The organism is Streptomyces sp. ISL-43, from assembly GCF_018614195.1.
GTDB lineage: Bacteria > Actinomycetota > Actinomycetes > Streptomycetales > Streptomycetaceae > Streptomyces.
In genome coordinates this window covers 24,345-48,645 of sequence record NZ_JAGGOT010000009.1, presented here as the reverse complement: position 1 = coordinate 48,645, position 24,301 = coordinate 24,345, and the positions used below count along the sequence as shown (strand labels likewise).

Sequence of the window (24,301 nt, the reverse complement as noted above, 5' to 3'; positions counted from 1 at the left end):
GGGCTCGTTGACGTTCGTCGCGGTCGTGATGACCGTGAGCGGGGTCCCGGACCCGGATCGCCGGACTCCCCTTCGGGAACGCGGCCCGCGCCACCCGTACCGTCTCCACCGGGATCTCCCCCGACGCCTTCGGCTGCAACGACGTCGACACCCTCCCCGAACGACAACGTCGGTCCCCAAGACCACAACCAGGTCTTGAGGACCGACGTCACGCACGGGCCCGAATTGACCGACAGCGTCCGGCGAACCGTCCCGGGCCTCGTCTCAGCGCTTGCTATCGGTCACGGGTAGCGGCGCGGCGTCCATGTCACCCTCGACCCGTCGGGCCGCTCGGTGACCTGCGTCTGCGAGGAGCCGATCAGCAGGATCGTCCTCATGTCCACTTCGGACGGCTCCAGTTCGGCCAGCGTGACGATGCGGACCGACTGCTGCGGGCCGCCCACGTCGCGCGCGACGACCACCGGGGTCTCGGGCGCGCGCAGCTCCAGCAGCAGCTCCCGGGCCTGCGCCACCTGCCACGTCCGGCTCCGCGAGCCGGGGTTGTACAGGGCGAGCACGAGGTCGGCGGCGGCGGCCGCGCGCAGCCGCTCCGCGATGACCTCCCACGGCTTGAGCCGGTCGGAGAGCGAGATCGTGGCGTAGTCGTGGCCGAGCGGCGCACCGGCCGCGGCGGCCGCCGCGTTGGCGGCCGTCACCCCGGGCAGCACCCGTACCGGCACGTCCTTGTACTCCGCCTGCCCGGCGACCTCCAGGACGGCGGTGGCCATGGCGAAGACCCCCGGGTCGCCGCCGGAGACCACGGCCACCCGCTTGCCGCGCCGGGCGAGGTCGAGCGCGAACTCGGCGCGCTCGGACTCGACCTTGTTGTCGGAGCCGTGCCGGATCTGGCCCGGCTTCACCGGGACCCGGTCCAGGTACGTCGTGTACCCGACCAGCACCTCGGCGTCGGCCAGCACCCGCCGGGTCTCGGCGGTCAGCCACAGCGGCCCGGCCGGGCCGGTGCCGACGACGGCGACCTCGCCCGGTCCGGACGGCACGCTGCCCGGGTTGCCGATCCGGCTGGGCACCACGGCGACGGCGAAGTAGGGCACGGTCTCGGGGTCGGTGTCGGCGAGGAGGCCGGTCCGCTCGCCCGCCATCGTCGCGCGCTCCACGTACCGCGCCTCGGCGAGCCGCCCGCTGTTCTCCATCGCCCGCCGCACGGTCGGGAAGGTGCGGCCGAGCTTCATCACGACCGCCGAGTCGGTGGCGGCGAGGCGCGCGGTGAGCTCCTCCTCGGACAGGGTGCCGGGCAGGATGGTCAGCACCTCCTCGCCCTCCACGAGCGGGGTGCCGAGCCGGGCCGCGGCGGCGCTCACCGAGGTCACTCCGGGGATCACCTCGGCCTCGTAGCGGTCCGCGAGCCGCTTGTGCATGTGCATGTACGAGCCGTAGAAGAGCGGGTCGCCCTCCGCGAGCACGGCCACGGTGCGGCCGGCGTCCAGGTGGACGGCGAGCCGTGCGGCGGAGGCCTCGTAGAACTCCTCCATCGCGCCCTGGTAGCCACCGGGGTGGTCGGTGGTCTCGGTGGTGACCGGGTAGACCAGCGGCTCCTCGACGTGGTCGGCGCGCAGGTGCTTCGCGGCGATCGAGCGGGCGATCGAGCGGCCGTGGCGGGCGGAGTGGTAGGCGACGACGTCCGCCGCCCCGATCACCTCGACGGCGCGCAGCGTCATCAGGGAGGGGTCGCCGGGCCCGAGCCCGACTCCGTACAGCTTGCCCGTGCTCATTCGGCCACGCTCGCGATGGCGTTGACGGCGGCCGCGGCCATGGCGCTGCCGCCGCGCCGGCCCCGGACGATCAAGTGGTCGAGCCCCGAGGGGTGTTCGGCGAGGGCGTCCTTGGACTCGGCGGCGCCGATGAAGCCGACGGGGACCCCGATGACGGCGGCGGGGCGCGGCGCGCCCTCCTCGATCATCTCCAGCAGCCGGAAGAGCGCGGTCGGCGCGTTCCCGACGGCGATCACCGAACCCTCCAACAGCCCCCGGTCGCGCCAGACTTCGAGGGCGGCGGCGCTGCGCGTCGTGCCCATCTTCGCGGCGAGCTCCGGCACGGCCGGGTCGGAGAGCGTGCAGATCACCTCGTTGTCGGCGGGCAGCCGCTTGCGGGTGACCCCGCTGGCGACCATCTGCACGTCGCACAGGATCGGCGCGCCGGCCTCCAGGGCGGCGCGCGCCCGCAGCACGACCTCGGGCGTGTAACCCAGGTCGTGCGTCAGGTCGGTCATCCCGCAGGCGTGAATCATGCGCACCGCGACCTGGGCCACCGAGGCGGGCAGCCCGGAGAGGTCCGCCTCGGCGCGGATCGTGGCAAAGGACTGGCGGTAGATCTCGGCGCCGTCCTTCTCGTACTCGAACACGGTGTACTCGCTCATTTCTTCACTGCGTCTTCTGAAACCTGGGGGACATGGGTGGAGTTGCGCGCTGCGGCGAGGGCCGCGGCAAGGTCGTGGGCCGGTACGGGTACGGACCCGCCGTCGATCCGGTAGCCGTCGTCCGTGGCCACCACGTCCACCCAGGCGGTGCCGCGCGGATGTCCGCAGCGGCGTTCGCACCCGGACCAGTGGACGGGCAGCGGCCCCCGCGCCCGCTCGGCGACGGCTCGCGCGTCGGCGCGTACGTCGGCCAGGGACTTGGCGCAGCCGGGCCGGCCCGTGCAGGCGGTGACGGACTCCCAGGGGCCGTCGGGCACGGTGACGAGCCCGACGGGGCGGGCGGCGGTGTCGGTGACGAGGATGCTGCGCCACGGCGTGATCCGCAGCTCGCCGCGCAGTTCCCGCCACTGGTCGGTGCTCAGCCGGCCGAGGGGGACCAGTACGCAGAGCGCGTCCGCGTGCACCCCGGGCGCGGGCGGGTCCGCGTACGGCCGGGGCGCGTCGGGTACGTACCGTGCGCGGATGCCCCGCCCGATCAGCCTGGCGGTGAACTCCTCGGTGTCCAAGGCGTGTCCGGCGGGCAGTTCGGCGATCCGCCAGGCCCGGGTGCCGGCGGCGGCCGCGGCGTCGAGGAAGTGGTGGGCCGCCTGAAGCGCGGCCGGCGCGGCTTCGGCGGCTGCCACCTCCACGGCGTCCGGCGCGGCGCCGAGCCGGACGAGCACCCGGCCGCCGGGCTGCGCGAGCAGGGTCACGTCGGGGTCGAGGGCGGCCACGTCCCCGCGCCCGTCGTCGACGGCGAACAGGAACCGGCCGGACAGGGCGGCGGCCTTCGGGTCGGCGCAGAGCGCCTCGTCCAGGGCGCGCACCGGAGCGGGATCCGCCAGCGGGCTGGCGACGATGTTGCGGATCCGCTCGTGCGAGGGCGCGGGCAGCAGCCCGGCCGCGTCCAGCAGCTCCGCGAGTCCGCTCCCGCACCCGTCGGTCAGAGCGCGCAGTTGGACGTTCCCGCGCGAGGTGAGTTCCAGGTGCCCGTCACCGAAGCGGTCGGCGGCCTCCGCCAGCGCGGCGGCCTGCGCGGCGCTGAGCAGCCCACCCGGGATCCGTACCCGCGCGAGGAACCCGTCGTCCGCCGCGTGCAGCCGCAGCGCGCCCGGGCAGGCGTCGCCGCGATCCCGTATGACGGGTTCGTCCCGCACTGCGGCGGAAGGGGGCGTGGGCATGGCGGCGAGCATACCCACGATTCTGTGCCCGTCCCCTGTGTCGATCACCACCCCGAACCGGCCACAACCAGCGGCACCCGGCCCCGCCAGTGCCATCTCCCGGCCCCGCCAGTGCCATCTCCCGGCCCCGCCTCGTCCGGCCCCGCCGGCCTTTGAGGCGCGGGGTCCGGGGCAGAGCCCCGGCAACGGGGCCGCACCCGCCCGCCTGCCCGCACCCAGCGGCCCCTAAGATGAGTCCTCGGCGGCCAACAGGCCCGCCATCGCCGAGGACGGCGACATGGGAGGAAGCCCGGTGTGAATCCGGCGCGGTCCCGCCACTGTGAATCCGCGAGCCCACGGCCACCGGATGAGTCAGGAACTCCCGCTGTCCTCACTGCCCGGGGCGCGGAAACCCCGAGGAAGGCCTGCCGCCGCATGATCCTGCTGCTGTCGACGTCCGACACCGATCTGCTCAGCGCTCGCGCCGCGAACACGGCGGACGGCCCCGTCCCGTACCGGTTCGCGAACCCGTCCCGCCTTCCCCTCGACGACCTCCCCGGTCTCCTCGACGGCGTCGACCTGGTCGTCGTACGCCTCCTCGGCGGTCTGCGCGCCTGGCAGGAGGGCCTGGACCTGCTCCTCGCCCCCTCCCAGACCCGTCCGGTCGTCGTCCTGACCGGCGAACAGGCCCCCGACGCCCAGCTGATGGAGGCCTCGACGGTCCCGATCGGCATCGCGGCCGAGGCGCACGGCTACCTCGCCCACGGCGGCCCGGCCAACCTGGACCAGCTGGCGCGCTTCCTCTCCGACACCGTCCTGCTGACCGGCCACGGTTTCGAGCCCCCGGCGGCCTCTCCCACGTGGGGCCCGCTGGAGCGCACCGCGCAGCGGACCGAGGGCCCCCGGATCGCGGTGCTCTACTACCGCGCGCACCAGATGAGCGGCAACACCGGCTTCGTGCACTCGCTCTGCGAGGCCATCGAGGCCCACGGCGCCCAGCCGATCCCCCTCTACGTCTCCTCGCTGCGCAGCCCGGAGCCGGGGCTGATCGCCGCGCTGGAGTCGGCCGACGCGATCGTCACCACCGTCCTCGCGGCCGGCGGCACCAAGCCCGCGACCGCCTCGGCGGGCGGCGACGACGAGTCCTGGGACGCGGGTGCGCTGGCCGGCCTCGGCGTGCCGATCCTGCAGGCCCTGTGCCTGACCGGTTCGCGCAGCGCCTGGGAGGAGAACGACGAGGGCCTGTCCCCCCTCGACGCCGCCACCCAGGTCGCCGTCCCGGAGTTCGACGGCCGGCTGATCACGGTCCCGTTCTCCTTCAAGGAGCTGGACGAGGACGGGCTGCCCGCCTACGTCGCCGACCCCGAGCGGGCCGCCCGCGTGGCCGGCATCGCCGTGCGCCACGCCCGGCTGCGGCACATCGAGCGCCGCGACAAGAAGATCGCGCTCGTCCTCTCCGCGTACCCCACCAAGCACTCCCGCATCGGCAACGCGGTCGGTCTCGACACCCCGGCCAGCGCCGTCGAGCTGCTGCGCACGCTCATCGCGGGCGGCTACGACTTCGGTCCCGTCGAGGACGTCCCGGGCCTGGTGTCCGGCGACGGCGACGAGCTGATCCGCGCCCTGATCGAGGCCGGCGGCCACGACCAGGACTGGCTGACCGAGGAGCAGCTGGCCCGCAACCCGGTCCGGATCCCGGCGGCCGACTACAAGCGCTGGTTCGCCGAGCTCCCGGCCGAGCTGCGCGAAAGCGTCGAGCAGCACTGGGGCGAGGCCCCGGGCAACATGTTCGTGGACCGCTCCGCCAACCCCGAGGGCGACATCGTGCTCGCGGCCCTGCGCCGCGGGAACCTGCTCATCCTCATCCAGCCGCCGCGCGGCTTCGGCGAGAACCCGATCGCGATCTACCACGACCCGGACCTGCCGCCCTCGCACCACTACCTGGCCGCGTACCGCTGGATCCAGGCCCGCGCCGAGGACGGCGGTTTCGGTGCCGACGCGATGATCCACCTGGGCAAGCACGGCAACCTGGAGTGGCTGCCGGGCAAGAACGCCGGCCTGTCGGCGGCCTGCGCCCCCGACGCCGCGCTCGGCGACCTGCCCCTCATCTACCCGTTCCTGGTCAACGACCCGGGCGAGGGCACCCAGGCCAAGCGCCGCGTGCACGCCACCCTGGTCGACCACCTGGTGCCGCCGATGGCGCGCGCGGAGTCGTACGGCGACATCGCGCGCCTGGAGCAGCACCTCGACGAGTACGCCCAGATCTCCGCGATGGACCCGGCCAAGCTGCCGGCCATCCGCGCCCAGATCTGGACGCTGATCCAGGCCGCGAAGCTCGACCACGACCTGGGCCTGGCGGAGCGCCCGGACGACGACGGCTTCGACGACTTCCTGCTGCACGTCGACGGCTGGCTGTGCGAGGTCAAGGACGCCCAGATCCGCGACGGTCTGCACGTCCTGGGCGGCGCCCCGACCGGCGCGGCCCGCGTCAACCTGGTCCTCGCCATCCTGCGCGCCCGCCAGATCTGGGGCGGCACGACGGCGCTCCCGGGTCTGCGCGAGGCGCTCGGCCTCGACGAGTCCGCGGCCACCCGCACCACCGCCGACGAGGCGGAGGAAACAGCCCGCGCGCTGGTCCAGGCGATGGAGGACGCGAACTGGGCCCCGGAAGCGGTGGCTTCCGCGGCTGCCGGATACTCCGCGGACGTGGCGGCCGTACTGGACTTCGCGGCCCGCGAGGTCGTCCCGCGCCTGGCCGGCACCACCGACGAGATCGCCCACGTCGTCAGCGCCCTGGACGGCTGCTTCGTCCCGGCGGGCCCCTCCGGGTCCCCGCTGCGCGGCCTGGTCAACGTGCTGCCGACCGGCCGGAACTTCTACTCGGTCGACCCGAAGGCCGTCCCCTCCCGCCTGGCGTGGGAGACCGGCCAGGCCCTGGCCGACTCGCTCCTGACCCGCTACCGCACGGACAACGGCGAATGGCCCGCCTCCGTCGGCCTGTCCCTGTGGGGCACGAGCGCGATGCGCACCTCCGGCGACGACGTGGCCGAGGCCATGGCGCTGCTGGGCGTCCGCCCCGTCTGGGACGAGGCCTCGCGCCGGGTGACCGGCCTGGAGCCGATCCCGCTCGCCGAGCTCGGCCGCCCGCGCATCGATGTGACCCTGCGCATCTCGGGCTTCTTCCGCGACGCGTTCCCGCACGTCATCGGCCTGCTGGACGACGCGGTACGGCTGGCGGCCTCGCTGGAGGAGCCCGCCGAGGACAACTTCGTACGGGCCCACGCGCAGGCGGACCTGGCCGTGCACGGTGACGAGCGGCGCGCGACGACCCGTATCTTCGGCTCGCGCCCGGGCACGTACGGCGCGGGCATCCTGCAGCTGATCGACTCCCGCGACTGGCGCACCGACGCCGACCTCGCGGAGGTCTACACGGTGTGGGGCGGGTACGCGTACGGCCGCGGCCTCGAAGGGCGCCCGGCGCGCGACGAGATGGAGACCGCCTACAAGCGGATCACGGTCGCCGCGAAGAACACGGACACCCGCGAGCACGACATCGCCGACTCCGACGACTACTTCCAGTACCACGGCGGCATGGTGGCCACCGTCCGCGCGCTGCGCGGCACGGCCCCCGAGGCGTACATCGGCGACTCGACCCGCCCCGAGACGGTCAAGACGCGCACGCTGGTGGAGGAGACGTCCCGCGTCTTCCGCGCCCGCGTCGTGAACCCGAAGTGGATCGAGGCGATGCGCCGCCACGGTTACAAGGGGGCCTTCGAGCTGGCGGCGACGGTCGACTACCTCTTCGGCTACGACGCCACGACGGGTGTGGTGGCCGACTGGATGTACGACAAGCTGACCGAGACGTACGTCCTGGACCCGGAGAACCGCGCCTTCCTGGAGGAGGCCAACCCCTGGGCCCTGCACGGGATCGCGGAGCGGCTGCTGGAGGCCGAGTCCCGCGGCATGTGGGAGAAGCCGGACCCGCAGGTCCTGGAGGCGCTGCGCCAGGTGTACCTGGACACGGAGGGCAACCTCGAGGCCGAAAGCGAGTAACCGTTCCGGGGCTGGATCAGACTGGGCCGCATGTGCCATTACTGCGGCTGCCGTGAGATCCCTCTGATCAAAGGGTTCATCGCCGAGCACGAGGCGGTGACGGACGCGGCGGGCGACGCCCTGCGCGCCCTGGACTCCGGAGACCTCCCGAAGGCGCGCGCCCTCGTATCGGACATGACGGCCGTCCTCCTCGCCCACTGGAAGGGCGAGGAGGACGGCCTCTTCCGCGCCTCCCTCACCGCCCTGACGGGCGACGACTGGACCTGTCCATCGCGGCCTGGCGCGCGGCGCATCCCGGTGGCGACCTGAGGCCCGCCGGGTAGCCGGGAGGCCCGGCCGGACGGCAGGGGGCCGGCCTAGTGCTTGACGGTCTGGTTCAGCGCGACCAGGGCGTGCGCCCAGCGCGCGTACTTCAGTTGGCCGAAGTCCGCGACGGTCTTCACGCCGAAGGCCTCCAGCAGCAGTTCACCGTCCTTGTCGGTGACGCCCTTGAGCGCGGCGACCGGAGCCGCGAGCACCTCCGAGAGCGGCTTGTCGACCCACGCCTTGTCCAGCACCTTGTCGAGTTCGATCGCCATGAGTGTCCCTCCCGGAACGCCGAAATCTGTACCGATGGGGCAAATCTAGAACAATTAGACAAACATCCCGCGCTACGACACCCTCCCGCGGCGCGTGACGGCTGGATAGGCTTGCGGACCGCAGGGGGACACGGGGACGCGCGAAACGGGGACGGGCAATGCGGGGGCAGCAGGACCAGGGGAACGAATCGGCGGTCGAATGGCTGAAGCTGGTGCTCGCGGTCGTCACGCTGGCCGCTCTGACCGTCATCTACTTCCTGCTTCCGCCTCCGGAACGAGCGGGCACCGGCATCGAGTTCATCAGGGCCTGCCTGCCCAACATCATCACGGCGCTCGTCGTCTTCCCGGCGCTGTACCTCGTACTCGGCCCCATCGGCCAGCGCAACGAGGACCGGCTCGCGCGCGTGGTGCAGAACAGCATCGGGGCGACCGAGGCGGGCATCAAGTTCCCCGACGACGTCAGCGGCACCGTCGACTTCATTCGCGAGATCGTCGCGAAGGAACCCTCGCAGCGCGGCCCCATCGACATCGAGATCCTCGCCTTCACCGGCGGCACCTTCACGACCGCGCTGCTCAGGGACCTCGTCCAGCAGAACCCGGACAAGCTGAACATCGTGATGCGGACGATCGACTTCTCCCTGACCGACGGCAGCCGGTACCCCGCGCACTGGGAGCGGGAGGAGGCCGAGACCGTGGACCGGCTGAAGTCCCTCTGCGAGGGGAAGGCCGGCCTGGAGATCTGGCACTATCCCGCCTTCCCCTTCCTCCTGGGCCTGTCCATCGGCCGCTCCCACCTGCTGGTCACCTTCCCGTCCTGGGACCTGCGGACCGGGCGGCTGGCCGACAAATCCCTGGAATACCGCTACTACGGACGGAACTCCCGGACCGAGCACCTCTTCGAACTCTTCGAGAACTGGAGCAGGCAGCCCGGCCAGATCCCCGTCCATCCGGCGCCCGTACCCGCATCCGCGTCCGCACCCGTACCGGCGCCCCGGACGTGACGGAGCCCCACCCGGACGAGGACGGCACCGCCGTCGTGGCCATCGACGCCGGGAAGACGAAATTCCTCATGGGCGTCTTCACCCGGTCGAAACCTACGGTCGAAGTCGAACGCCACCGCATTTCCGTCACCACGGCCTCCGAAACCCTGGAGCTGCTGGAATTGCGTGTCGCCGATCTCTTCCGGCGCCACGCCGTGGATTCCATCGGACTCTCGGTCTTCGGCCCACTGGAGACCGATCCGCTGCGGCCCGACTTCGGCGCGATCGTCGGAAGTTCCGAGCCGCAGTGGTCCGGAGTGAACATTCCGTCGCTGCTTTCCCACCGCTTCCGAGTGCCCGTCCATTTCGATTTCGACGTCAATTCCGCCGCATCCGCGGAGGAACGCGAACGTCCGCCCGCCTCGGCCGGATTCGTCTACCTCTCGATCGGAACCGGAATCGGCGGGGCCTTTTCCCGCCCGGTCCATCCGGTCGTCTCACCGGTCCCCTCCCCGGTCGAGCCGCCGCAACTCGGGCACATGCCGCTGCCACGGGAAACCGACGACCCTTATCCGGGGAGTTGCCGATTTCACGGGAGTTGTTTCCAGGGCCTCGCCTCCGGGCGGGCGATTTTCGGCCGTTGGCAGGTACCCGCGTGCGAACTTCCGGCCCATCACGAGGCATGGGACCTACAGGCGAGATACATTGCACGGGCCTGCGCGACCCTTGTATACTCCTCCCCGTTCACCACGGTTCGCGTCGGATCGGGTATCTCGCAAGTACCCGGACTGATCGCCCGTTCGAATGACTACCTTCGCAGATTCATGAACGGTTTCCCGGAAACCCTGTGCAGGGAGAAATTCGGGACCGATGTCATCCAGCACGCGGTGACCGCCCCCGACTCGTCACTCATCGGCGCGGCGATCCAGGCCGCCGAGGGAAGCGGATGGAAATTCGCACCCCGTCGGTGAAGCAGCAGGGCAGCAGAGCAGCACGGGACATGTCCAGGAATCGCAAAGGCTGTGACTAGTAAATGAACTCTATGCGGGCGCTCCTCGACGGCGGGATTCCGCTGGTGGCCGTCAGCTTCGACGACGACGAAGCCGCGCTGCGCGCGGAAGAGGCGAAGGCCGCCGGCGTCGACGTGGCCGAGCTGCGCGTCGACAGGTTTTCGCGCACCGGGGCGGACCACGTCCTGGCGCAGGTCGAGGCGTTCAAGGCCCTGCCGATTCTGGCCACGCTGCGCTCCACCCGCGAAGGCGGCGAATGGGCCGGCACGGAGGAGGAGCGCCTCGAACTCTTCCGCGCCCTCGCTCCCCGCGTGGACGCCGTGGACATCGAGCTCTCCTCCCGGGAAATCCTGTCGGAGGTCATCGCGGCCGCCCACGGGAACGACACCGTGGTGATCGTCTCCTACCACAATTTCGAATTCACCCCGAGCACCGAGGAACTCCAGGCCGTCATCGACGACGCGAAGACCGCCGGAGCCGATGTCGTCAAGGTGTCCGCCATGGTGACGTCCGAAAGCGACGTGCGCCGCCTCGCCTCCCTGCTGCTGCGCGCCGGCGAGGACGGCACCCGGCTGATCGTGATCGCCATGGGCGAGACCGGCGCCGTCTCGCGCGTCTTCTTCCCCGCCCTCGGGTCCCGGATCACCTACTCCTTCTTCGGGACCAGCTCCGCACCGGGTCAGCTCGACTTCTCCGAGACCTTCGGTCTGCTGCGCAAGTTCTACCCGGATTTCAACCAGCGGAAAATCGTTGAAATGTAGGCACTGACCATGGGAACTGTCGTTACCTGCCCTCTGACGATCAGTTCGCTGACCCTGGGGACGGCCCCTTTCCGGGAACGGATCCGGGCGGCGGCAGCCGCGGGTTTCCAGTCCGTGGGCCTCAGCGTCGAGGCCTACGGGGAGGCCCGCCGGTCCGGACTCGACGACGACGCCATGCGCGCCCTCCTCGACGAGCACGGGCTCACCCTCGGCGAGGTGGAGTTCCTCAGCGACTGGGCTCCCCGGGCCGACGGCCGCGCAGGAGACGGCGAAGGAGACGGCGACGGCGACGGCGACGGCGCGATACCTTCCGCGAAGGAACTCACCGCGTTCCACATCGCCCGCACCTTCGGGGCCGACCACATCAACGTCGGCCTCTTCGACGCGACGCCGCTGGACGTCATGGCCGACCGGTTCACGGCCCTGTGCGAGCGGGCCGGCGAACTGCGGATCGCCCTGGAGTACATGCCCTTCGGCGCGGTGCCCGACCTGCCCACGGCCTGGGAACTGGTGCGCCGCACCGGGCGCCCCAACGCCGGACTGGTCCTCGACGTCTGGCACTGGGTGCGCGGCGCGACCGCGCCCGAGGACCTCTCCCCCGTCCCCGCCGCGCGGATCTTCACCGTCCAGCTGTGCGACGTAGGACCCGATCCCCTGCCGGACATGCGGCAGGAGTCGCTCCACCTGCGTCTGGTCCCCGGCAGCCGGACCGATGCCGCCCGGCGGCTGCTGGGACTCCTGGAGGCACACGGCGTCCGGACCCGGGTCTCCGCCGAGGTGATGTCCGACGCCCTCCTCGCCCAGGGCGCCGAGGCCACCGCCCAGGCCGTGTACGCGGCCACCCGCGCCGTCCTGGCCGGGCACCCGGCCGTGTGCGCGGACTGACCCTCCCCGCCCCGGCCCAGCCCCGCCCGGCCCAGCCCCGCCCGGCCCAGCCCTTCCCCTTAACCTGCCGGCCGCTCCCTTCGTCCGGGAACCGCGCCCCTGTCACCTGATGAAGTGAACTCCCCCTTATCCCACCGGCACCACGGGTAGGGCACTGCTGATCTCGTGGGGAAGGCCGCTTCCAAGGCCTTCCGCTTCTTCATCGGGACAGACGGACGAAAGGCCCACCCCGCCGTGACGCAGCCGTTTCAACTGCCGGATTTCTATGTGCCTTATCCGGCGCGACTGAACCCCCATCTGGAGGACGCGAGGTTCCACACCAAGAAGTGGGCCCGCGGCTTCGGGATGCTGGAAGGTTCCGGCGTCTGGGAGGAGAGCGACCTCGACTCGCACGACTACGCCCTGCTGTGCTCCTACACCCACCCCGACTGCGACGGCGAGGCGCTGTCGCTGGTCACCGACTGGTACGTGTGGGTGTTCTTCTTCGACGACCACTTCCTGGAGATGTACAAGCGCTCCCAGGACCGCGACGGCGCCAAGAGCTACCTGGACCGGCTCGCCGCCTTCATGCCCATGGACCTGGCCGACGGCTTCCCCGAGGCCACCAACCCCGTCGAGGCCGGCCTCGCCGACCTGTGGGCCCGTACCGTCCCGGCCATGTCGATGGACTGGCGGGAACGATTCTCCGAGTCCACCAGGAACCTGCTCGACGAGTCGATGTGGGAGCTCGCCAACATCAACATCGGGCGGGTCGCCAACCCCCTCGAATACATCGAGATGCGGCGCAAGGTCGGCGGCGCCCCCTGGTCGGCCGGGCTCATCGAGTACGTGTCCGCCGAGGTCCCGGCGCGCGTCGCGCACTCCCGGCCGCTCGGGGTGCTGCGCGATGCCTTCTCCGACGCCGTGCACATCAGGAACGACCTCTTCTCCTACCAGCGCGAGGTCGCCGACGAGGGCGAACTCTCCAATGCCGTCCTGGTGTTGGAGACCTTCCTCGGCTGCAGCACCCAGGAGGCCGCCGAGGCCTCCAACGACCTCCTCACCTCCCGGCTCCAGCAGTTCGAGCAGACCGCCCTCGCCGAACTCCCCCAGCTCTTCGCCGACCACGCCATGAACCCGGCGGAGATCGCCGCCGTCCTCGCCTACGCCAAGGGCCTCCAGGACTGGCAGTCCGGCGGCCACGAGTGGCACATGGTCTCCAGCCGCTACATGAACAAGGAGGCCCGGGCCACCGCGCCGCTCACCCTGCCCTTCCTCCCCTCGGGCCTGGGCACCACCGCCCTCGACCTCCGCTCGATCCTCGCCCCCCGCGCCCTGGAGATGCGCCGCCGCTCCTTCACCCACGTCCCCTTCGAGCGCACCGGCCCGTCCGTCGTCCCGGACGTCTACATGCCGTTCCCGCTCACGCTCAGCCCGCACCATGCCCGCGCCCGCGAGGAATCCGTCGCGTGGGCCCGGGAGATGGGCCTGCTCGACCCGCAGATCGGCGACCCCGGCTCGGCGATCTGGACCGAGGAGAGGCTGCGCGGCTACGACTTCGCGCTCTGCTCCGCCGGCCTCGACCCCGACGCCACGCCCGAGGCCCTGACCCTCAACGCCTCCTGGCTGACCTGGGGCACGTACGGGGACGACTACTACCCGGTGGTCTTCGCACAGGCCAGGAATCTGCCGGCCGCCAAGGCCACCCACGCCCGGCTCGTCGCCATGATCCCGGTGGACCACGCCGAGCAGGCGGCGCCGTCCACCGCGATGGAGCGCTCGCTCGGCGACCTGTGGGTGCGCACCAGCGGGGACATGAGCCCCCGGGTGCGCACGGAGTTCCGGGCCACCCTCGTGGACATGCTGGAGAGCTGGCTGTGGGAGGTGGAGAACCAGATCCTGAACCGCATCCCGGACCCGGTGGACTACGCCGAGATGCGCCGCCGCACCTTCGGCACCTACCTGACCATGTACCTGTGCCGCCTCGGCCAGGCGGGCCGGGGCATCCCCGAGGAGATCTACGCCTCCGGCACCATCCGCTCCCTGGAGAACGCGGCAGCCGACGCCGCTTGCCTGATCAACGACATCTTCTCGTACCAGAAGGAGGTGGAGGTCGAGGGCGAGGTGCACAACTACGTGCTCGTCACCCGGAACTTCTTCGACATCGGCTACGAGGAGGCGCTGCACATCTGCCACTCGTTGATGACGCAGCGGACCGAGGAGTTCGAGCACATCGTCGCCGGCCGGCTGCCGCTGCTCTACGACGACTGGAAGCTGGAAGCGGGGGCGCGGGCCGGACTCGACGCCTACGTCACCGAGTTGCAGGACTGGCTCGCCGGAATCCTCAACTGGCACCGGAAGGCGAAGCGTTACCGCGAGGAGGACCTGCACCGGCTGGGCGACGGGATCTCCACCGCCGCCTGGAGCTCCTCCTTCGGCATGTCGGCGGCCCGGATCTCCCTGCCCGCCCGCTGAACACCGGTCGCCGCGTCACCGGGCGGGGGCGGTCCGCTCGCCCGCCCCCGCCCCGCTCCGCCGACGCGGCGGCCGGCTCTAGAACTCGTCGGCGGTGTGCGGCAGCAGCTCGGTGCGCAGGCCCGCGTCCAGGGTGGCCGCCGCGCCGGGGGTGTGCTCCACCACCAGGGCGGCCGCGACCAGTTCGACGGCCCGGGTCCCGCCGAGGTAGCAGGCCGCGAGCTCCCGTACGTCGAGGGTCAGGTCCGGCGCCTGGCCGTCGGCGGGCTCGTACGCGGCCCCGGCCGGCCCCGCCTTCAGCCGGAAGAGCCCCGCGTTCGCGGGGACCCGTACATCGGTCAGCTCCAGTACGAGTTCCACGGGCGCGGCCCACGACCGCCCGGTCAGCGCCGCCGCCACGTCGACCAGCCGCAGCCAGAGCGCCGGGAACACAGCGGTGACCCTGACCTGGTCCCGGTCGGCCGCGAAGTGCAGCAGCGGGTCGTCGGCCGGGCGGCCCCACGCGCTGACCTTGCCGGTGAGGTCGAGGGAGGCCAGGCACTCCCACAGTGCGGCGGCGACCGCCGGGGTGTCCGCCTCCAGTTCGTAGACCTGCACCAGGCCCGGGGTGCGCACGGAACCGGCCCCCGTCTCGGAGGACTCCGCCTTCGTGCGGTAGAGCACGTAGCCCGCGATCGGTTCGCCCGGATCACCGAGGACGATGATCCGGGGCGGGCCGAGCTCCTCGTCCTCCTCGTCCTCCTCGGGCAGCCACTCCTCGGTCCAGCGCCAGGCGGTGCGGGTCGGCCGGCCGGCCCGGGTCGCGCGGGCCGCCTCGTGGTACGGGCCGACGACGGCGACCGCGTCCCCGGGGTCCACCAGGCGCAGCGGGCGCCGGTCCGGGTCGATGCGCAGGGCCAGCGGCCGGGTGGAGTCGATCTCGATGGTGGCGCCCTGGGTGGCGCTGCCGTAGCCGAAGCGCCCGTAGATCGCCGACTCGGAGGCCCACAGGGCGGCGATGGGACTGCCGGCGGCCCCGGCGCGCCGCATCATCTCTCCCATCAGGGCCGTCAGGACGCCCCGGCGGCGGTGGGTGGGGGTGACGGAGACGAAGGTGAGCCCGGGGCAGGGCAGGTCCGCCCCGGGCACCGAGAGCCGGAAGTCGTGCGCGGCCATGAAGCCGACGATCGCGTCCTCTTCGTAGGCGCCGATCCGCACGCAGTGGCGGAGCATGTCGTGGTGCCGCTCGCGCCCCTCCTTCTCGGGGCGGTCGTGGAAGACCAGGTACGCGAGCTCCAGAGCGCGGTCGATGTCGGCCTCGGGTACCTCGCGGATGTCTACCATGATCCGGAGACTAATCGGTCATCGCGGACCAGTCACTTCATAAAGGGTGGCTTCGCCGGCGCTGCCGGATCCGGAGCCCGCCCGGGGCCGCGCCCTGTCGGGTCACGGCCCCGGGCCGTTCCTTCCGGTCAGCGCGCCGCCGGACCCGTCCAGCCCTCCGGGACGTGGCCGATCCGTACCCGCTGCGGGTGGTCGCCGACGGGGACGGAGACCCGCTTGGTGCCGGTGGCGAAGTCGATGGCCGTGACCCGGTCGGCGCCGCTCTCGGAGATCACGCAGCCGGTGCCGTCTCCGTCGACGGTCGCCCAGTACGGCTTGACGGCGGGCACGAGCGGGCCTTCGGCGAGGGTGGCCCGGTCCACGACGGTCACGTAGTCGTCCATGGTCCCCGCGACGCAGAGCCTGGCCCCGTCGGGGCTCATGGACATGCCGTGGTGGCGGGAGTCGTTGACCCAGGTGGTGCGGTCGGTGCTGGTGGCCGGGTTCTCGGGCAGGGTCTTGATCCGCGTGATCCGGTCGGCGGCCACGTCGTACTCGACGACGCCGTTGAAGAACGACACCTGGAAGTAGAGCTTCGACTCGTCCGGACTGAAGGACATGGGCCGTACCGCGTCGGACAGGTCGGAGCGCCCGAAGGCGTCGAGGCGCGCCCGCATGTCGATCGTCCGGACCGGGCGGAAGGTCTGCGCGTCGACGACGGTGATCTTCCGGTCGCCCTTCGTCCAGTCCAGCCACGTCGCGTCGAGGGCGGAGGTCACGTCACCGATGGAGCTGTTCCACAGGAAGCGGCCGCCCTGGGTGAAGGTGTTCTCGTGCGGTTTGTCGCCCGTGGTGAAGGAGCCGGCCTGGCGGCCGGTGGCGATGTCGAGGACGTGCACGGTGTTGGCGGTGGAGGCCGAGACGGCGACGCGGGTGCCGTCCGGGGAGAGCGCCATATGGTCGGCCCGGTAACCGGCCACGGGGAAGCGCCAGTTGATCCTGCCGGTGCGCAGGTCGATGGAGACCACGTCGGCGAAGCTGGGGCGGGAGGCGACGACGGCGGTGCCGTCCGGGGTGGTGTACATGTCGTCCACGAACTGGTCGTGACCCTCGCCCGCCGTGAGCCGGACGCCCAGGAAGTAGCCGAGCTTCACGGGGTTGAGGTAGATCTCCCGGAGCCGTTCCGCCTTGTCCGGGACGATGTCGATCCGGCCGATGCGGGCCAGGTCGCCGGTGGAGGCGAGGACGTCGGCGGTGCCCTCCCAGTTGTTGCCCACGAACAGCACCTCGCGGGGGGCCGGTCCGGCGGCGGTCTCGGCGCCCGCCGCGGGGAGGGGTCCCGCCAGGAGGGCGGCGGAGGCCAGAGCGACCAGGGCCGCCAGAGCCCCAGCGGTACGGCGGGCACGTATAGGAACGGCAGACATCCGGTCAACTCCGTTGCGGGGAGACGCTGTTACCGGCGGGTAAAATAGACCGAACGCCGAAAGGACGCAACCCCGAAACCTCCGACGGGGTTGCGCCCTTCCACACCGTGTTACAGCTCGCTACCTCTTCAAGCGACGGACCCGATCCGGCTGATCACCGTATTGGAGGTGTCCGGGTGGATCGGGATGTGCGCGCCGGTCAGGGCCGCACCGGTGCCGCCGCGCCGGTTGGCCACGATTTCGGCGGCGATGGACAGCGCGGTCTCCTCCGGGGAGCGGGCGCCGAGGTCCAGTCCGATCGGGGAGCGCAGCCGGGCCAGTTCGAGCTCGCTCACACCGACTTCGCGGAGCCGCTTGTTGCGGTCCTCGTGGGTGCGGCGGGAGCCCATGGCGCCGACGTAGGCGACGGGAAGCCTCAGGGCCAGTTCGAGGAGCGGCACGTCGAACTTGGCGTCGTGCGTGAGGACGCACAGGACGGTCCGGCCGTCGACGGCTCCGGCGGAAGACTGCTCCTCCAGGTAGCGGTGCGGCCAGCCGACCACGATCTCGTCCGCTTCGGGGAAACGGTTCTTCGTGGCGAACACGGGCCGCGCGTCACACAGGGTCACCCGGTAGCCGAGGAACTTGCCGATCCGCACCAGGGCGGACGCGAAGTCGATGGCGCCGAAGACGATCATCCGCGGCGGCGGGACGCTGGACTCGACCAGCACCTTGAGCGGCTCTCCGCAGAGGCGGCCGTCGGCGCCGATCTCCAGCACGCCGGTCTTGCCGGCGTCGAGCATGGCGCGGGCCTCGTCGGCGATGGCCCGGTCCAGCTCGGGGTGTCCGCCGAAACCGCCCTCGTGGGCGCCTTCGCCGCGGACCAGTACGGCGCGGCCCATCAGCTCGGCCGGACCATCGGCGATCCTCGCGACCGCGGCCGCCTCACCTCGGGCGGCGGCGGCGAGCGAGGCCGCGAACACCTCCCGTGCGGGAGAGCCCGCGTGGAGCGGCGTGACCAGGATGTCGATGATCCCGCCGCAGGTCAGACCCACCGCGAAGGCATCGTCATCGCTGTAGCCGAAGCGCTCGAGGATGCTCTCGCCGTCCTCCAGCGCCTGCCGGCACAGCTCGTAGACCGCACCCTCCACGCATCCGCCGGAAACCGAGCCGATGGCCGTGCCGTCACTGTCGACGGCGAGGGCCGCTCCGGGCTGCCGGGGAGCGCTGCCGCCGACGGCCACGACCGTGGCGACGGCGAAATCGCGTCCCTGCTCGACCCACCGGTTCAGTTCTTCGGCGATGTCCAGCATTGCGGCCTCCTCGGAGGGGTTCGGTTTCCAGTATCGGATACGTGGAGTGTGCGGTCGTTCGCTACGGATCAGGTCCGGCCGGCTCAGCCGACGCCGAGCCAGCCCTCGATCGGGTGCAGGGCGTAGAAGACCACGAAGATCGCGGTCAGACCCCACATGAAGCCGCCGATCTCGCGGGCCTTGCCCTGAGCGATCTTGATGGCGACGAAGGAGATGACGCCCGCGGCGACACCAGCGGTGATCGAGTAGGTGAACGGCATGATCACGACGGTCAGGAAGACCGGGATCGCGGTCGCGCTGTCGGCCCAGTCCACGTGGCGGGCGTTCTGCATCATCATCGCGCCGATGACGACCAGGGCCGCGGAGGCGACCTCACCCGGGACGATCTGAGTGATCGGGGTGAAGAAGAGGCAGGCGGCGAAGAACAGGCCGGTGACGGCGGAGGCGAGGCCTGTGCGGGCACCCTCACCGACGCCGGTCGCGGACTCGACGAACACGGTCTGGCCGGAGCCGCCCGCGATGCCACCGATGGCGCCACCGGCACCGTCGATGAACAGCGCCTTGGACAGGCCCGGCATGCGGCCCTTGTCGTCGGCGAGCTTGGCCTCGGTGCCGACGCCGATGATGGTGGCCATCGCGTCGAAGAAGCCGGCGAGCACCAGGGTGAAGACGATCATGCCGACCGTCATGTAGCCGACTTCGCCCCAGCCGCCGAAGGAGACGTCGCCGAAGAGGGAGAAGTCCGGCATCGAGACCGCGGAGCCGCTGAGCTCCGGCGGGCCGCTCTTCCAGGCCTTCGGGTCGATGTCGACCACGGCGTTCACGATGGCGGCGAGAACGGTTCCGCCGACGATGCCGATCAGGATCGCGCCGGGAACCTTGCGTGCCTGCAGCATGAAGATGGCGAGCAGGGTCAGGCAGAAGATGAGGACGGGCCAGCCGGCGAGTTCACCGACGGAACCGAGCTGCACGGGGGGACCGAATTCCGGGCCTCTGCCCACGAACCCGGCCTTCACGAGGCCGATGAGGGCGACGAACATGCCGATGCCCATGGTGATCGCATGCTTGAGCGCGAGGGGGATCGCGTTCATGATCATCTCTCGGAGGCCGGTGACGACCAGGAGACAGATCACGACGCCGTAGACCACGCACATGCCCATGGCCTGCGGCCAGGTCATCTGGGGGGCCACCTGCGAGGCCAGCACGCCGGACACGGAGAGACCCGCGGCGAGCGCGAGCGGGACCTTGCCGACGAAGCCCATGAGGAGCGTCGTGACGGCAGCGGCGAACGCCGTGGCGGTGATGATCGCCGAGGCGGCCATCGAGGTGCCCGCGACGTCCTTGCCCGAGAGGAGCAGGGGGTTCAGCAGGAGGATGTAGGCCATGGCCATGAAGGTCGTGATACCGCCACGGACTTCGTTGCCGACCTTGGATCCACGCTGCGAGATGTGAAAGTACCGATCGAGCCAAGACCGTCCGGCGGGGTTCAGAGAGCCGTCGCCGGCCTCTTCCGCACTGGTCTTGGGCTCCACTGACGATTGGGTCATGGTGCCTAACTCCCAAGGTTCAAAGGGGCACCCGCATAAAGATTGGAGACACGGGATTTGGGAAACTGCGTTGGCTGCACGACCCGGGGTGACGGCCCGAGGCGACGCGAATGTTCACTGCGTGTACTGCGGGTACTGCGGGGTTTCTGCGGTACTGCTGGTACTGCTGGTGGCACCGGGGGTGGTTGGTACGACCGCAGGTTCTTCTGGGGGGGACTGCCGGTGAAACTGACCGCGAGCGGTGCGGTACTGATGACTCCGGACTTCTGTGCTCCGGGCGGTGCGACTGAAAAGTGTGACGTTCCCGTGTCGCACCGCCCGGAAATCTGTGGGGGGTCCGGGGGCCTCGCGGCCCCCGGACCACGCCGTCCTAGAGGGTGCCGGTGAGGGCTTCCGGACGGATCGGCGTCTTGTTGAGCTCGAGACCGGTCGCCTGCCGGATCGCCGCGAGGACGGCCGGGGTGGACGAGAGGGTCGGGGCCTCGCCCATACCGCGCAGGCCGTACGGGGCCTTCGGGTCGGCGAGCTCCAGGACGTCGACCGGGATGGTCGGGGTGTCGAGGATGGTCGGGATCAGGTAGTCCGTGAAGGAGGGGTTGCGCACCTTCGCGGTCTTCGGGTCCACGATGATCTCTTCCATGATCGCGACGCCCAGGCCCTGGGTGGTACCACCCTGGATCTGGCCGACCACGGAGAGCATGTTCAGCGCCTTGCCGACGTCCTGGGCGGTCGCGAGCTCGACGACCTTGACGAGGCCGAGCTCGGTGTCCACCTCGACGACCGCGCGGTGCGCGGCGAAGGTGTACTGGACGTGGCCGTTGCCCTGACCGGTGACCAGGTCGAACGGGACGGTCGGGTGGTGGCGGTACTCCAGCTCCAGGTCGATCGCCTCCTCGCCCTCCAGGATGTCGGCCAGGTCCGCGAGGACCTCTCCGCCATCGGTGACGACCTTGCCGCCTTCGAGGAGCAGCTCGGCGGTCGCCCACGCGGGGTGGTACGAGCCGTTCTTGCGCCGGCCGATCTCCAGGACCGCCTCGCGGACGGCCTCACAGGTGTTCTTCACGGCGCCACCGGTCATGTACGTCTGCCGCGAGGCGGACGTGGAACCGGCGGAGCCGACCTGCGTGTCGGCCGGGTGGATGGTCACCTGCGTGACACCCAGCTCGGTACGGGCGATCTGCGCGTGGACGGTGATGCCGCCCTGGCCGACCTCCGCCATGGCCGTGTGGACCATCGCGACGGGCTCGCCGTTGATGACCTCGAGGCGCACGCGGGCGGTCGAGTAGTCGTCGAAGCCCTCGGAGAAGCCGACGTTCTTGATGCCGACCGCGTAGCCGACGCCGCGGACGACGCCCTCACCGTGGGTGGTGTTGGAGAGGCCGCCGGGCAGCGCGCGGACGTCCGCGTTCTCGCCGGCGGTCTCCCACTGGCGCTCGGGCGGCAGCGGGCGGGACTTGACCCGGCGCAGCAGCTCGGCGACGGGCGCCGGGGCGTCCACGACCTGGCCGGTCGGCATGACCGTGCCCATCTCCATGGCGTTCAGCTGGCGGAACTCGACCGGGTCCATGCCCAGCTTCGCCGCGAGCTTGTCCATCTGGGCCTCGTACGCGAAGCAGGCCTGGACGGCGCCGAAGCCGCGCATCGCGCCACAGGGCGGGTTGTTCGTGTAGAGCGCGATCGCCTCGATGTCCACGTCCTCCAGGACGTAGGGACCCACCGAGAGCGAGGAGGCGTTGCCCACGACCGCCGGGGAAGCGGACGCGTACGCGCCGCCGTCCAGGACGATCTTGCACTTCATGTGCGTGAGCTTGCCGTCCTTGGTGGCGCCGTGCTCGTAGTAGAGCTTCGCCGGGTGACGGTGCACGTGGCCGAAGAAGGACTCGAACCGGTTGTAGACGATCTTGACCGGCTTGTTCGTGGCCAGGGCCAGGAGGCAGGCGTGGATCTGCATCGAGATGTCCTCGCGGCCACCGAAGGCACCGCCGACGCCCGAGAGCGTCATGCGGACCTTCTCCGGCGGGAGGCCCAGGACCGGGGCGATCTGCTGGAGGTCCGAGTGCAGCCACTGGGTGGCGACGTACAGCTCGACGCCGCCGTCCTCGGACGGCACGGCCAGACCGGACTCCGGGCCGAGGAAGGCCTGGTCCTGCATGCCGAAGGTGTACTCGCCCTCGACGATGACGTCGGCGCGCTTGCGGGCCTCTTCCACGTTGCCGCGGATGATCGGCTGGCGGTGCACGATGTTCGGGTGCGGGACGTGACCGATGTGGTGGTCGTCGCGGCCCTCGTGGATCAGCGGCGCGCCGGGGGCGAGGGCGGAGGCCTCGTCCGTGACGAGCGGCAGCTCCTTGTAGTCGATCTTGATCTTGGCGGCCGCGCGGCGGGCGGTCTCCGGGTGGTCGGCGGCCACGAGGGCGACCGGCTCACCGTGGTGGCGTACCCGGCCGTTGGCGAGAACCGGGGTGTCCTGGATCTCCAGGCCGTAGTTCTTCATCTCGGCCGGCAGGTCGTCGTACGTCAGGACCGAGTAGACACCCGGCATCGCCAGGGCCTCGGAGATGTCGATCGAGACGATCTCGGCGTGGGCCACGGTGCTGCGGAGCGTCTGGCCCCACAGCATGTCCTCGTGCCACATGTCCGAGGAGTACGCGAACTCACCGGTCACCTTGAGGGTGCCGTCCGGGCGCAGCGTGGACTCGCCGATGCCGCCCTTGTTGTGCTTCTGCGTGACGTTGGTCGGCGTACCCGCCGGGACCGTGCGCGTGTTCTGGGCCATGGTCAGACCGCCTCAGACTGACGGGCGGCCGCGAGGCGGACCGCGTCGAGGATCTTCTCGTAGCCCGTGCAGCGGCAGAGGTTGCCGGACAGGGCCTCACGGATGTCCTGGTCGGACGGGGAGGAGTTCTCCTCCAGCAGCGCGTCCGCCTGGACCAGCAGACCCGGGGTGCAGAAACCGCACTGGACCGCGCCGGCGTCGATGAACGCCTGCTGGATCGTGGAGAGCTCCACGCCCTCGCCGGTCTGCGAGTCGCCGGGCTTGGCCTGCCACTGCTTGGCCGCGTCCAGGGAGACGCCGCCCTTGCTGCCGCAACCGCCGCCGGTGCCGCAGGCACCGCCGTGGCCGTGCTCGTCGCGCTGCTTGGCGAACTCCGCCAGACCCTCGACGGTCACGACGTCGCGGCCCTCGACCTGACCGGCCGCGACCAGACAGGAACAGACCGGCACGCCGTCGAGGCGGACGGTGCAGGAACCGCACTCGCCCTGCTCACAGGCGTTCTTCGAACCGGGCAGGCCCAGGCGCTCGCGCAGGACGTAGAGGAGGGACTCGCCCTCCCAGACGTCGTCGGCTTCCTGCTGACGGCCGTTGACAGTGAAATTGACGCGCATGATTACGCAGCCCCTTCAAGCGAGCGGCCGTTGTTCGAACCGCGGTACTGCTCCCACGTCCAGACCAGCTGGCGGCGAGCCATGATGCCGACCGCGTGACGGCGGTACTTCGCCGTGCCGCGGACGTCGTCGATCGGGTTGGCCGCGCCGGAGGCGAGGTCACCGAACTGCTTGGCGATCGACGGGCTGATGACCTTGCCGGACTCCCAGAAGCCGCCCTCTTCGAGCGCGGCGTTCAAGAACTCCTCGGCGGCCTTCGCCCGGATCGGGGTCGGCGCGGCCGAACCGATGCCGGTACGGACCGTGCGGGTCTCGGGGTGCAGTGCCAGACCGAACGCGCAGACCGCGATGACCATCGCGTTGCGGGAGCCGACCTTGGAGTACTGCTGGGGGCCGTCCGCCTTCTTGATGTGGACGGTCTTGATGAGTTCGTCGGCGGCGAGCGCGTTGCGCTTGACGCCCGTGTAGAACTCGTCGATCGGGATCAGGCGGGATCCGCGTACGGACTCCACCTCGACCTCGGCACCCGCCGCGAGCAGCGCCGGGTGGGAGTCGCCTGCCGGCGAGGCGCAACCGAGGTTGCCGCCGACACCGCCGCGGTTGCGGATCTGCGGGGACGCGACCGTGTGCGAGGCGAGCGCGAGTCCCGGAAGCTCCGTGCGGAGGTTCTCCATGATCTGCGTGTACGGGACGGAGGCGCCCAGACGAACCACGTCCTCGCCGACCTCCCACTCCCGCAGCAGACCGATGCGGTTCAGGTCCAGGAGGTACTCCGGCCGACGGTGGTCGAAGTTGATCTCGACCATCACATCGGTGCCACCCGCAATCGGCACAGCTGTGGGGAACTCGGCCTTAGCGGCGAGCGCCTCCTCCCAGCTGGCGGGGCGAAGGAAGTCCATGTACGGCTCTCTTCTTCTTCATCGGGTCGTTCACTTCAAGCCAGGAGGCCTAAGGACCCTCGACTGGTCGTTCACGTGCTGTTAACGCGGTGTGGACTCAGTACACCGGCCGCCTAT

General features: G+C 71.0%; 18 protein-coding genes and 1 riboswitch. Of the genes, 7 read left to right on the top strand and 11 right to left on the bottom strand.

Annotation, left to right across the window (positions count from 1 at the left end; all coding sequences use genetic code 11):
• Positions 1–281: 281 nt before the first annotated feature.
• From J7F03_RS05425 to J7F03_RS05415, 3 genes are read right to left on the bottom strand one after another with little or no spacing between them, the layout of a single operon-like run.
• Positions 282–1,769: a precorrin-2 C(20)-methyltransferase gene (locus J7F03_RS05425; protein WP_214947498.1), complete on the bottom strand. Its 1,488-nt coding sequence runs from the start codon at positions 1,767–1,769 to the stop codon at positions 282–284.
• Entirely contained in the window at positions 1,766–2,413 is a 648-nt protein-coding gene (locus tag J7F03_RS05420) for a precorrin-8X methylmutase (protein WP_214947497.1), read from the bottom strand. The genes J7F03_RS05425 and J7F03_RS05420 overlap by 4 nt, the downstream gene beginning before the upstream one ends.
• A complete protein-coding gene (locus J7F03_RS05415) occupies positions 2,410–3,633 on the bottom strand; it encodes a cobalamin biosynthesis protein CobG (protein WP_251071468.1) in 1,224 nt (407 codons plus the stop codon). Before J7F03_RS05415 ends, J7F03_RS05420 begins: the two co-directional genes overlap by 4 nt.
• A 224-nt stretch (positions 3,634–3,857) precedes the next feature.
• A riboswitch (cobalamin riboswitch) is annotated at positions 3,858–4,015 on the top strand.
• 32 nt (positions 4,016–4,047) lie between these two features.
• Between J7F03_RS05415 and cobN the strand changes: the two genes are divergently transcribed.
• A complete protein-coding gene (gene cobN, locus J7F03_RS05410) occupies positions 4,048–7,665 on the top strand; it encodes a cobaltochelatase subunit CobN (RefSeq protein ID WP_214947495.1) in 3,618 nt (1,205 codons plus the stop codon).
• Between the two features lie 30 nt (positions 7,666–7,695).
• Positions 7,696–7,974 carry a hypothetical protein gene (locus J7F03_RS05405; RefSeq protein ID WP_251071467.1) on the top strand — a complete coding sequence of 93 codons (279 nt, stop codon included), beginning with the start codon at positions 7,696–7,698 and terminating at the stop codon, positions 7,972–7,974.
• 47 nt (positions 7,975–8,021) lie between these two features.
• Here J7F03_RS05405 and J7F03_RS05400 read toward each other — a convergent pair whose 3' ends face one another.
• Positions 8,022–8,243 (bottom strand): hypothetical protein, encoded by a 222-nt coding sequence (locus J7F03_RS05400; RefSeq protein ID WP_214947494.1) that lies wholly within the window; start codon positions 8,241–8,243, stop codon positions 8,022–8,024.
• 158 nt (positions 8,244–8,401) lie between these two features.
• Here J7F03_RS05400 and J7F03_RS05395 point away from each other — a divergent pair, with 158 nt between their 5' ends.
• The 5 genes from J7F03_RS05395 (at position 8,402) to J7F03_RS05375 (ending at position 14,333) form a co-directional block, all read left to right on the top strand.
• Positions 8,402–9,244 (top strand): hypothetical protein, encoded by an 843-nt coding sequence (locus J7F03_RS05395; protein ID WP_214947493.1) that lies wholly within the window; start codon positions 8,402–8,404, stop codon positions 9,242–9,244.
• Positions 9,241–10,194, top strand: coding sequence for an ROK family protein (locus tag J7F03_RS05390; protein WP_214947492.1), 954 nt, complete (start codon positions 9,241–9,243; stop codon positions 10,192–10,194). Before J7F03_RS05395 ends, J7F03_RS05390 begins: the two co-directional genes overlap by 4 nt.
• A 62-nt stretch (positions 10,195–10,256) precedes the next feature.
• A complete protein-coding gene (gene aroD, locus J7F03_RS05385) occupies positions 10,257–10,994 on the top strand; it encodes a type I 3-dehydroquinate dehydratase (RefSeq protein WP_214947491.1) in 738 nt (245 codons plus the stop codon).
• Between the two features lie 9 nt (positions 10,995–11,003).
• Positions 11,004–11,879 (top strand): sugar phosphate isomerase/epimerase, encoded by an 876-nt coding sequence (locus J7F03_RS05380; protein ID WP_214947490.1) that lies wholly within the window; start codon positions 11,004–11,006, stop codon positions 11,877–11,879.
• Between the two features lie 234 nt (positions 11,880–12,113).
• Positions 12,114–14,333, top strand: coding sequence for a germacradienol/geosmin synthase (locus J7F03_RS05375; RefSeq protein WP_214947489.1), 2,220 nt, complete (start codon positions 12,114–12,116; stop codon positions 14,331–14,333).
• 78 nt (positions 14,334–14,411) lie between these two features.
• On the opposite strand, the gene J7F03_RS05370 is transcribed toward J7F03_RS05375, so the two are convergent.
• The 7 genes from J7F03_RS05370 to J7F03_RS05340 all read right to left on the bottom strand — a co-directional run bounded on the left by J7F03_RS05370 (position 14,412) and on the right by J7F03_RS05340 (position 24,184).
• The gene (locus J7F03_RS05370; protein WP_214947488.1) at positions 14,412–15,656 is read right to left on the bottom strand and encodes a GNAT family N-acetyltransferase; all 1,245 of its coding nucleotides are present in this window, start codon (positions 15,654–15,656) and stop codon (positions 14,412–14,414) included.
• Positions 15,657–15,784: 128 nt separating this feature from the next.
• Positions 15,785–17,059 carry a YncE family protein gene (locus J7F03_RS05365; RefSeq protein WP_214947487.1) on the bottom strand — a complete coding sequence of 425 codons (1,275 nt, stop codon included), beginning with the start codon at positions 17,057–17,059 and terminating at the stop codon, positions 15,785–15,787.
• 128 nt (positions 17,060–17,187) lie between these two features.
• Positions 17,188–18,351, bottom strand: a complete 1,164-nt coding sequence (locus J7F03_RS05360; protein WP_214947486.1) for an XdhC family protein — start codon at positions 18,349–18,351, stop codon at positions 17,188–17,190.
• An 83-nt stretch (positions 18,352–18,434) separates the two neighbouring features.
• The gene (locus J7F03_RS05355) at positions 18,435–19,898 is read right to left on the bottom strand and encodes an NCS2 family permease (RefSeq protein WP_214947485.1); all 1,464 of its coding nucleotides are present in this window, start codon (positions 19,896–19,898) and stop codon (positions 18,435–18,437) included.
• A gap of 370 nt (positions 19,899–20,268) precedes the next feature.
• On the bottom strand, positions 20,269–22,674 hold the full coding sequence (locus J7F03_RS05350) for a xanthine dehydrogenase family protein molybdopterin-binding subunit (protein ID WP_214947484.1): 2,406 nt from the start codon (positions 22,672–22,674) through the stop codon (positions 20,269–20,271).
• A gap of 2 nt (positions 22,675–22,676) precedes the next feature.
• Positions 22,677–23,285, bottom strand: coding sequence for a (2Fe-2S)-binding protein (locus J7F03_RS05345; RefSeq protein WP_214947483.1), 609 nt, complete (start codon positions 23,283–23,285; stop codon positions 22,677–22,679).
• Positions 23,286–23,287: 2 nt separating this feature from the next.
• Positions 23,288–24,184: a xanthine dehydrogenase family protein subunit M gene (locus J7F03_RS05340; RefSeq protein ID WP_214947482.1), complete on the bottom strand. Its 897-nt coding sequence runs from the start codon at positions 24,182–24,184 to the stop codon at positions 23,288–23,290.
• Positions 24,185–24,301 lie beyond the last annotated feature (117 nt).

Excerpts from the sequence above, each read along its gene's own strand:
- J7F03_RS05395 (WP_214947493.1), top strand. The coding sequence starts at position 8,402 with ATGCGGGGGCAGCAGGACCAGGGGAACGAATCGGCGGTCGAATGGCTG.
- J7F03_RS05370 (WP_214947488.1), bottom strand. The coding sequence starts at position 15,656 with ATGGTAGACATCCGCGAGGTACCCGAGGCCGACATCGACCGCGCTCTG.
- J7F03_RS05365 (WP_214947487.1), bottom strand. The coding sequence starts at position 17,059 with ATGTCTGCCGTTCCTATACGTGCCCGCCGTACCGCTGGGGCTCTGGCG.
- J7F03_RS05405 (WP_251071467.1), top strand. The coding sequence starts at position 7,696 with ATGTGCCATTACTGCGGCTGCCGTGAGATCCCTCTGATCAAAGGGTTC.
- J7F03_RS05420 (WP_214947497.1), bottom strand. The coding sequence starts at position 2,413 with ATGAGCGAGTACACCGTGTTCGAGTACGAGAAGGACGGCGCCGAGATC.
- J7F03_RS05345 (WP_214947483.1), bottom strand. The coding sequence starts at position 23,285 with ATGCGCGTCAATTTCACTGTCAACGGCCGTCAGCAGGAAGCCGACGAC.
- J7F03_RS05400 (WP_214947494.1), bottom strand. The coding sequence starts at position 8,243 with ATGGCGATCGAACTCGACAAGGTGCTGGACAAGGCGTGGGTCGACAAG.
- aroD (WP_214947491.1), top strand. The coding sequence starts at position 10,257 with ATGAACTCTATGCGGGCGCTCCTCGACGGCGGGATTCCGCTGGTGGCC.
- J7F03_RS05415 (WP_251071468.1), bottom strand. The coding sequence starts at position 3,633 with ATGCCCACGCCCCCTTCCGCCGCAGTGCGGGACGAACCCGTCATACGG.
- J7F03_RS05355 (WP_214947485.1), bottom strand. The coding sequence starts at position 19,898 with ATGACCCAATCGTCAGTGGAGCCCAAGACCAGTGCGGAAGAGGCCGGC.
- J7F03_RS05380 (WP_214947490.1), top strand. The coding sequence starts at position 11,004 with ATGGGAACTGTCGTTACCTGCCCTCTGACGATCAGTTCGCTGACCCTG.
- cobN (WP_214947495.1), top strand. The coding sequence starts at position 4,048 with ATGATCCTGCTGCTGTCGACGTCCGACACCGATCTGCTCAGCGCTCGC.
- J7F03_RS05340 (WP_214947482.1), bottom strand. The coding sequence starts at position 24,184 with ATGGACTTCCTTCGCCCCGCCAGCTGGGAGGAGGCGCTCGCCGCTAAG.
- J7F03_RS05350 (WP_214947484.1), bottom strand. The coding sequence starts at position 22,674 with ATGGCCCAGAACACGCGCACGGTCCCGGCGGGTACGCCGACCAACGTC.
- J7F03_RS05425 (WP_214947498.1), bottom strand. The coding sequence starts at position 1,769 with ATGAGCACGGGCAAGCTGTACGGAGTCGGGCTCGGGCCCGGCGACCCC.
- J7F03_RS05360 (WP_214947486.1), bottom strand. The coding sequence starts at position 18,351 with ATGCTGGACATCGCCGAAGAACTGAACCGGTGGGTCGAGCAGGGACGC.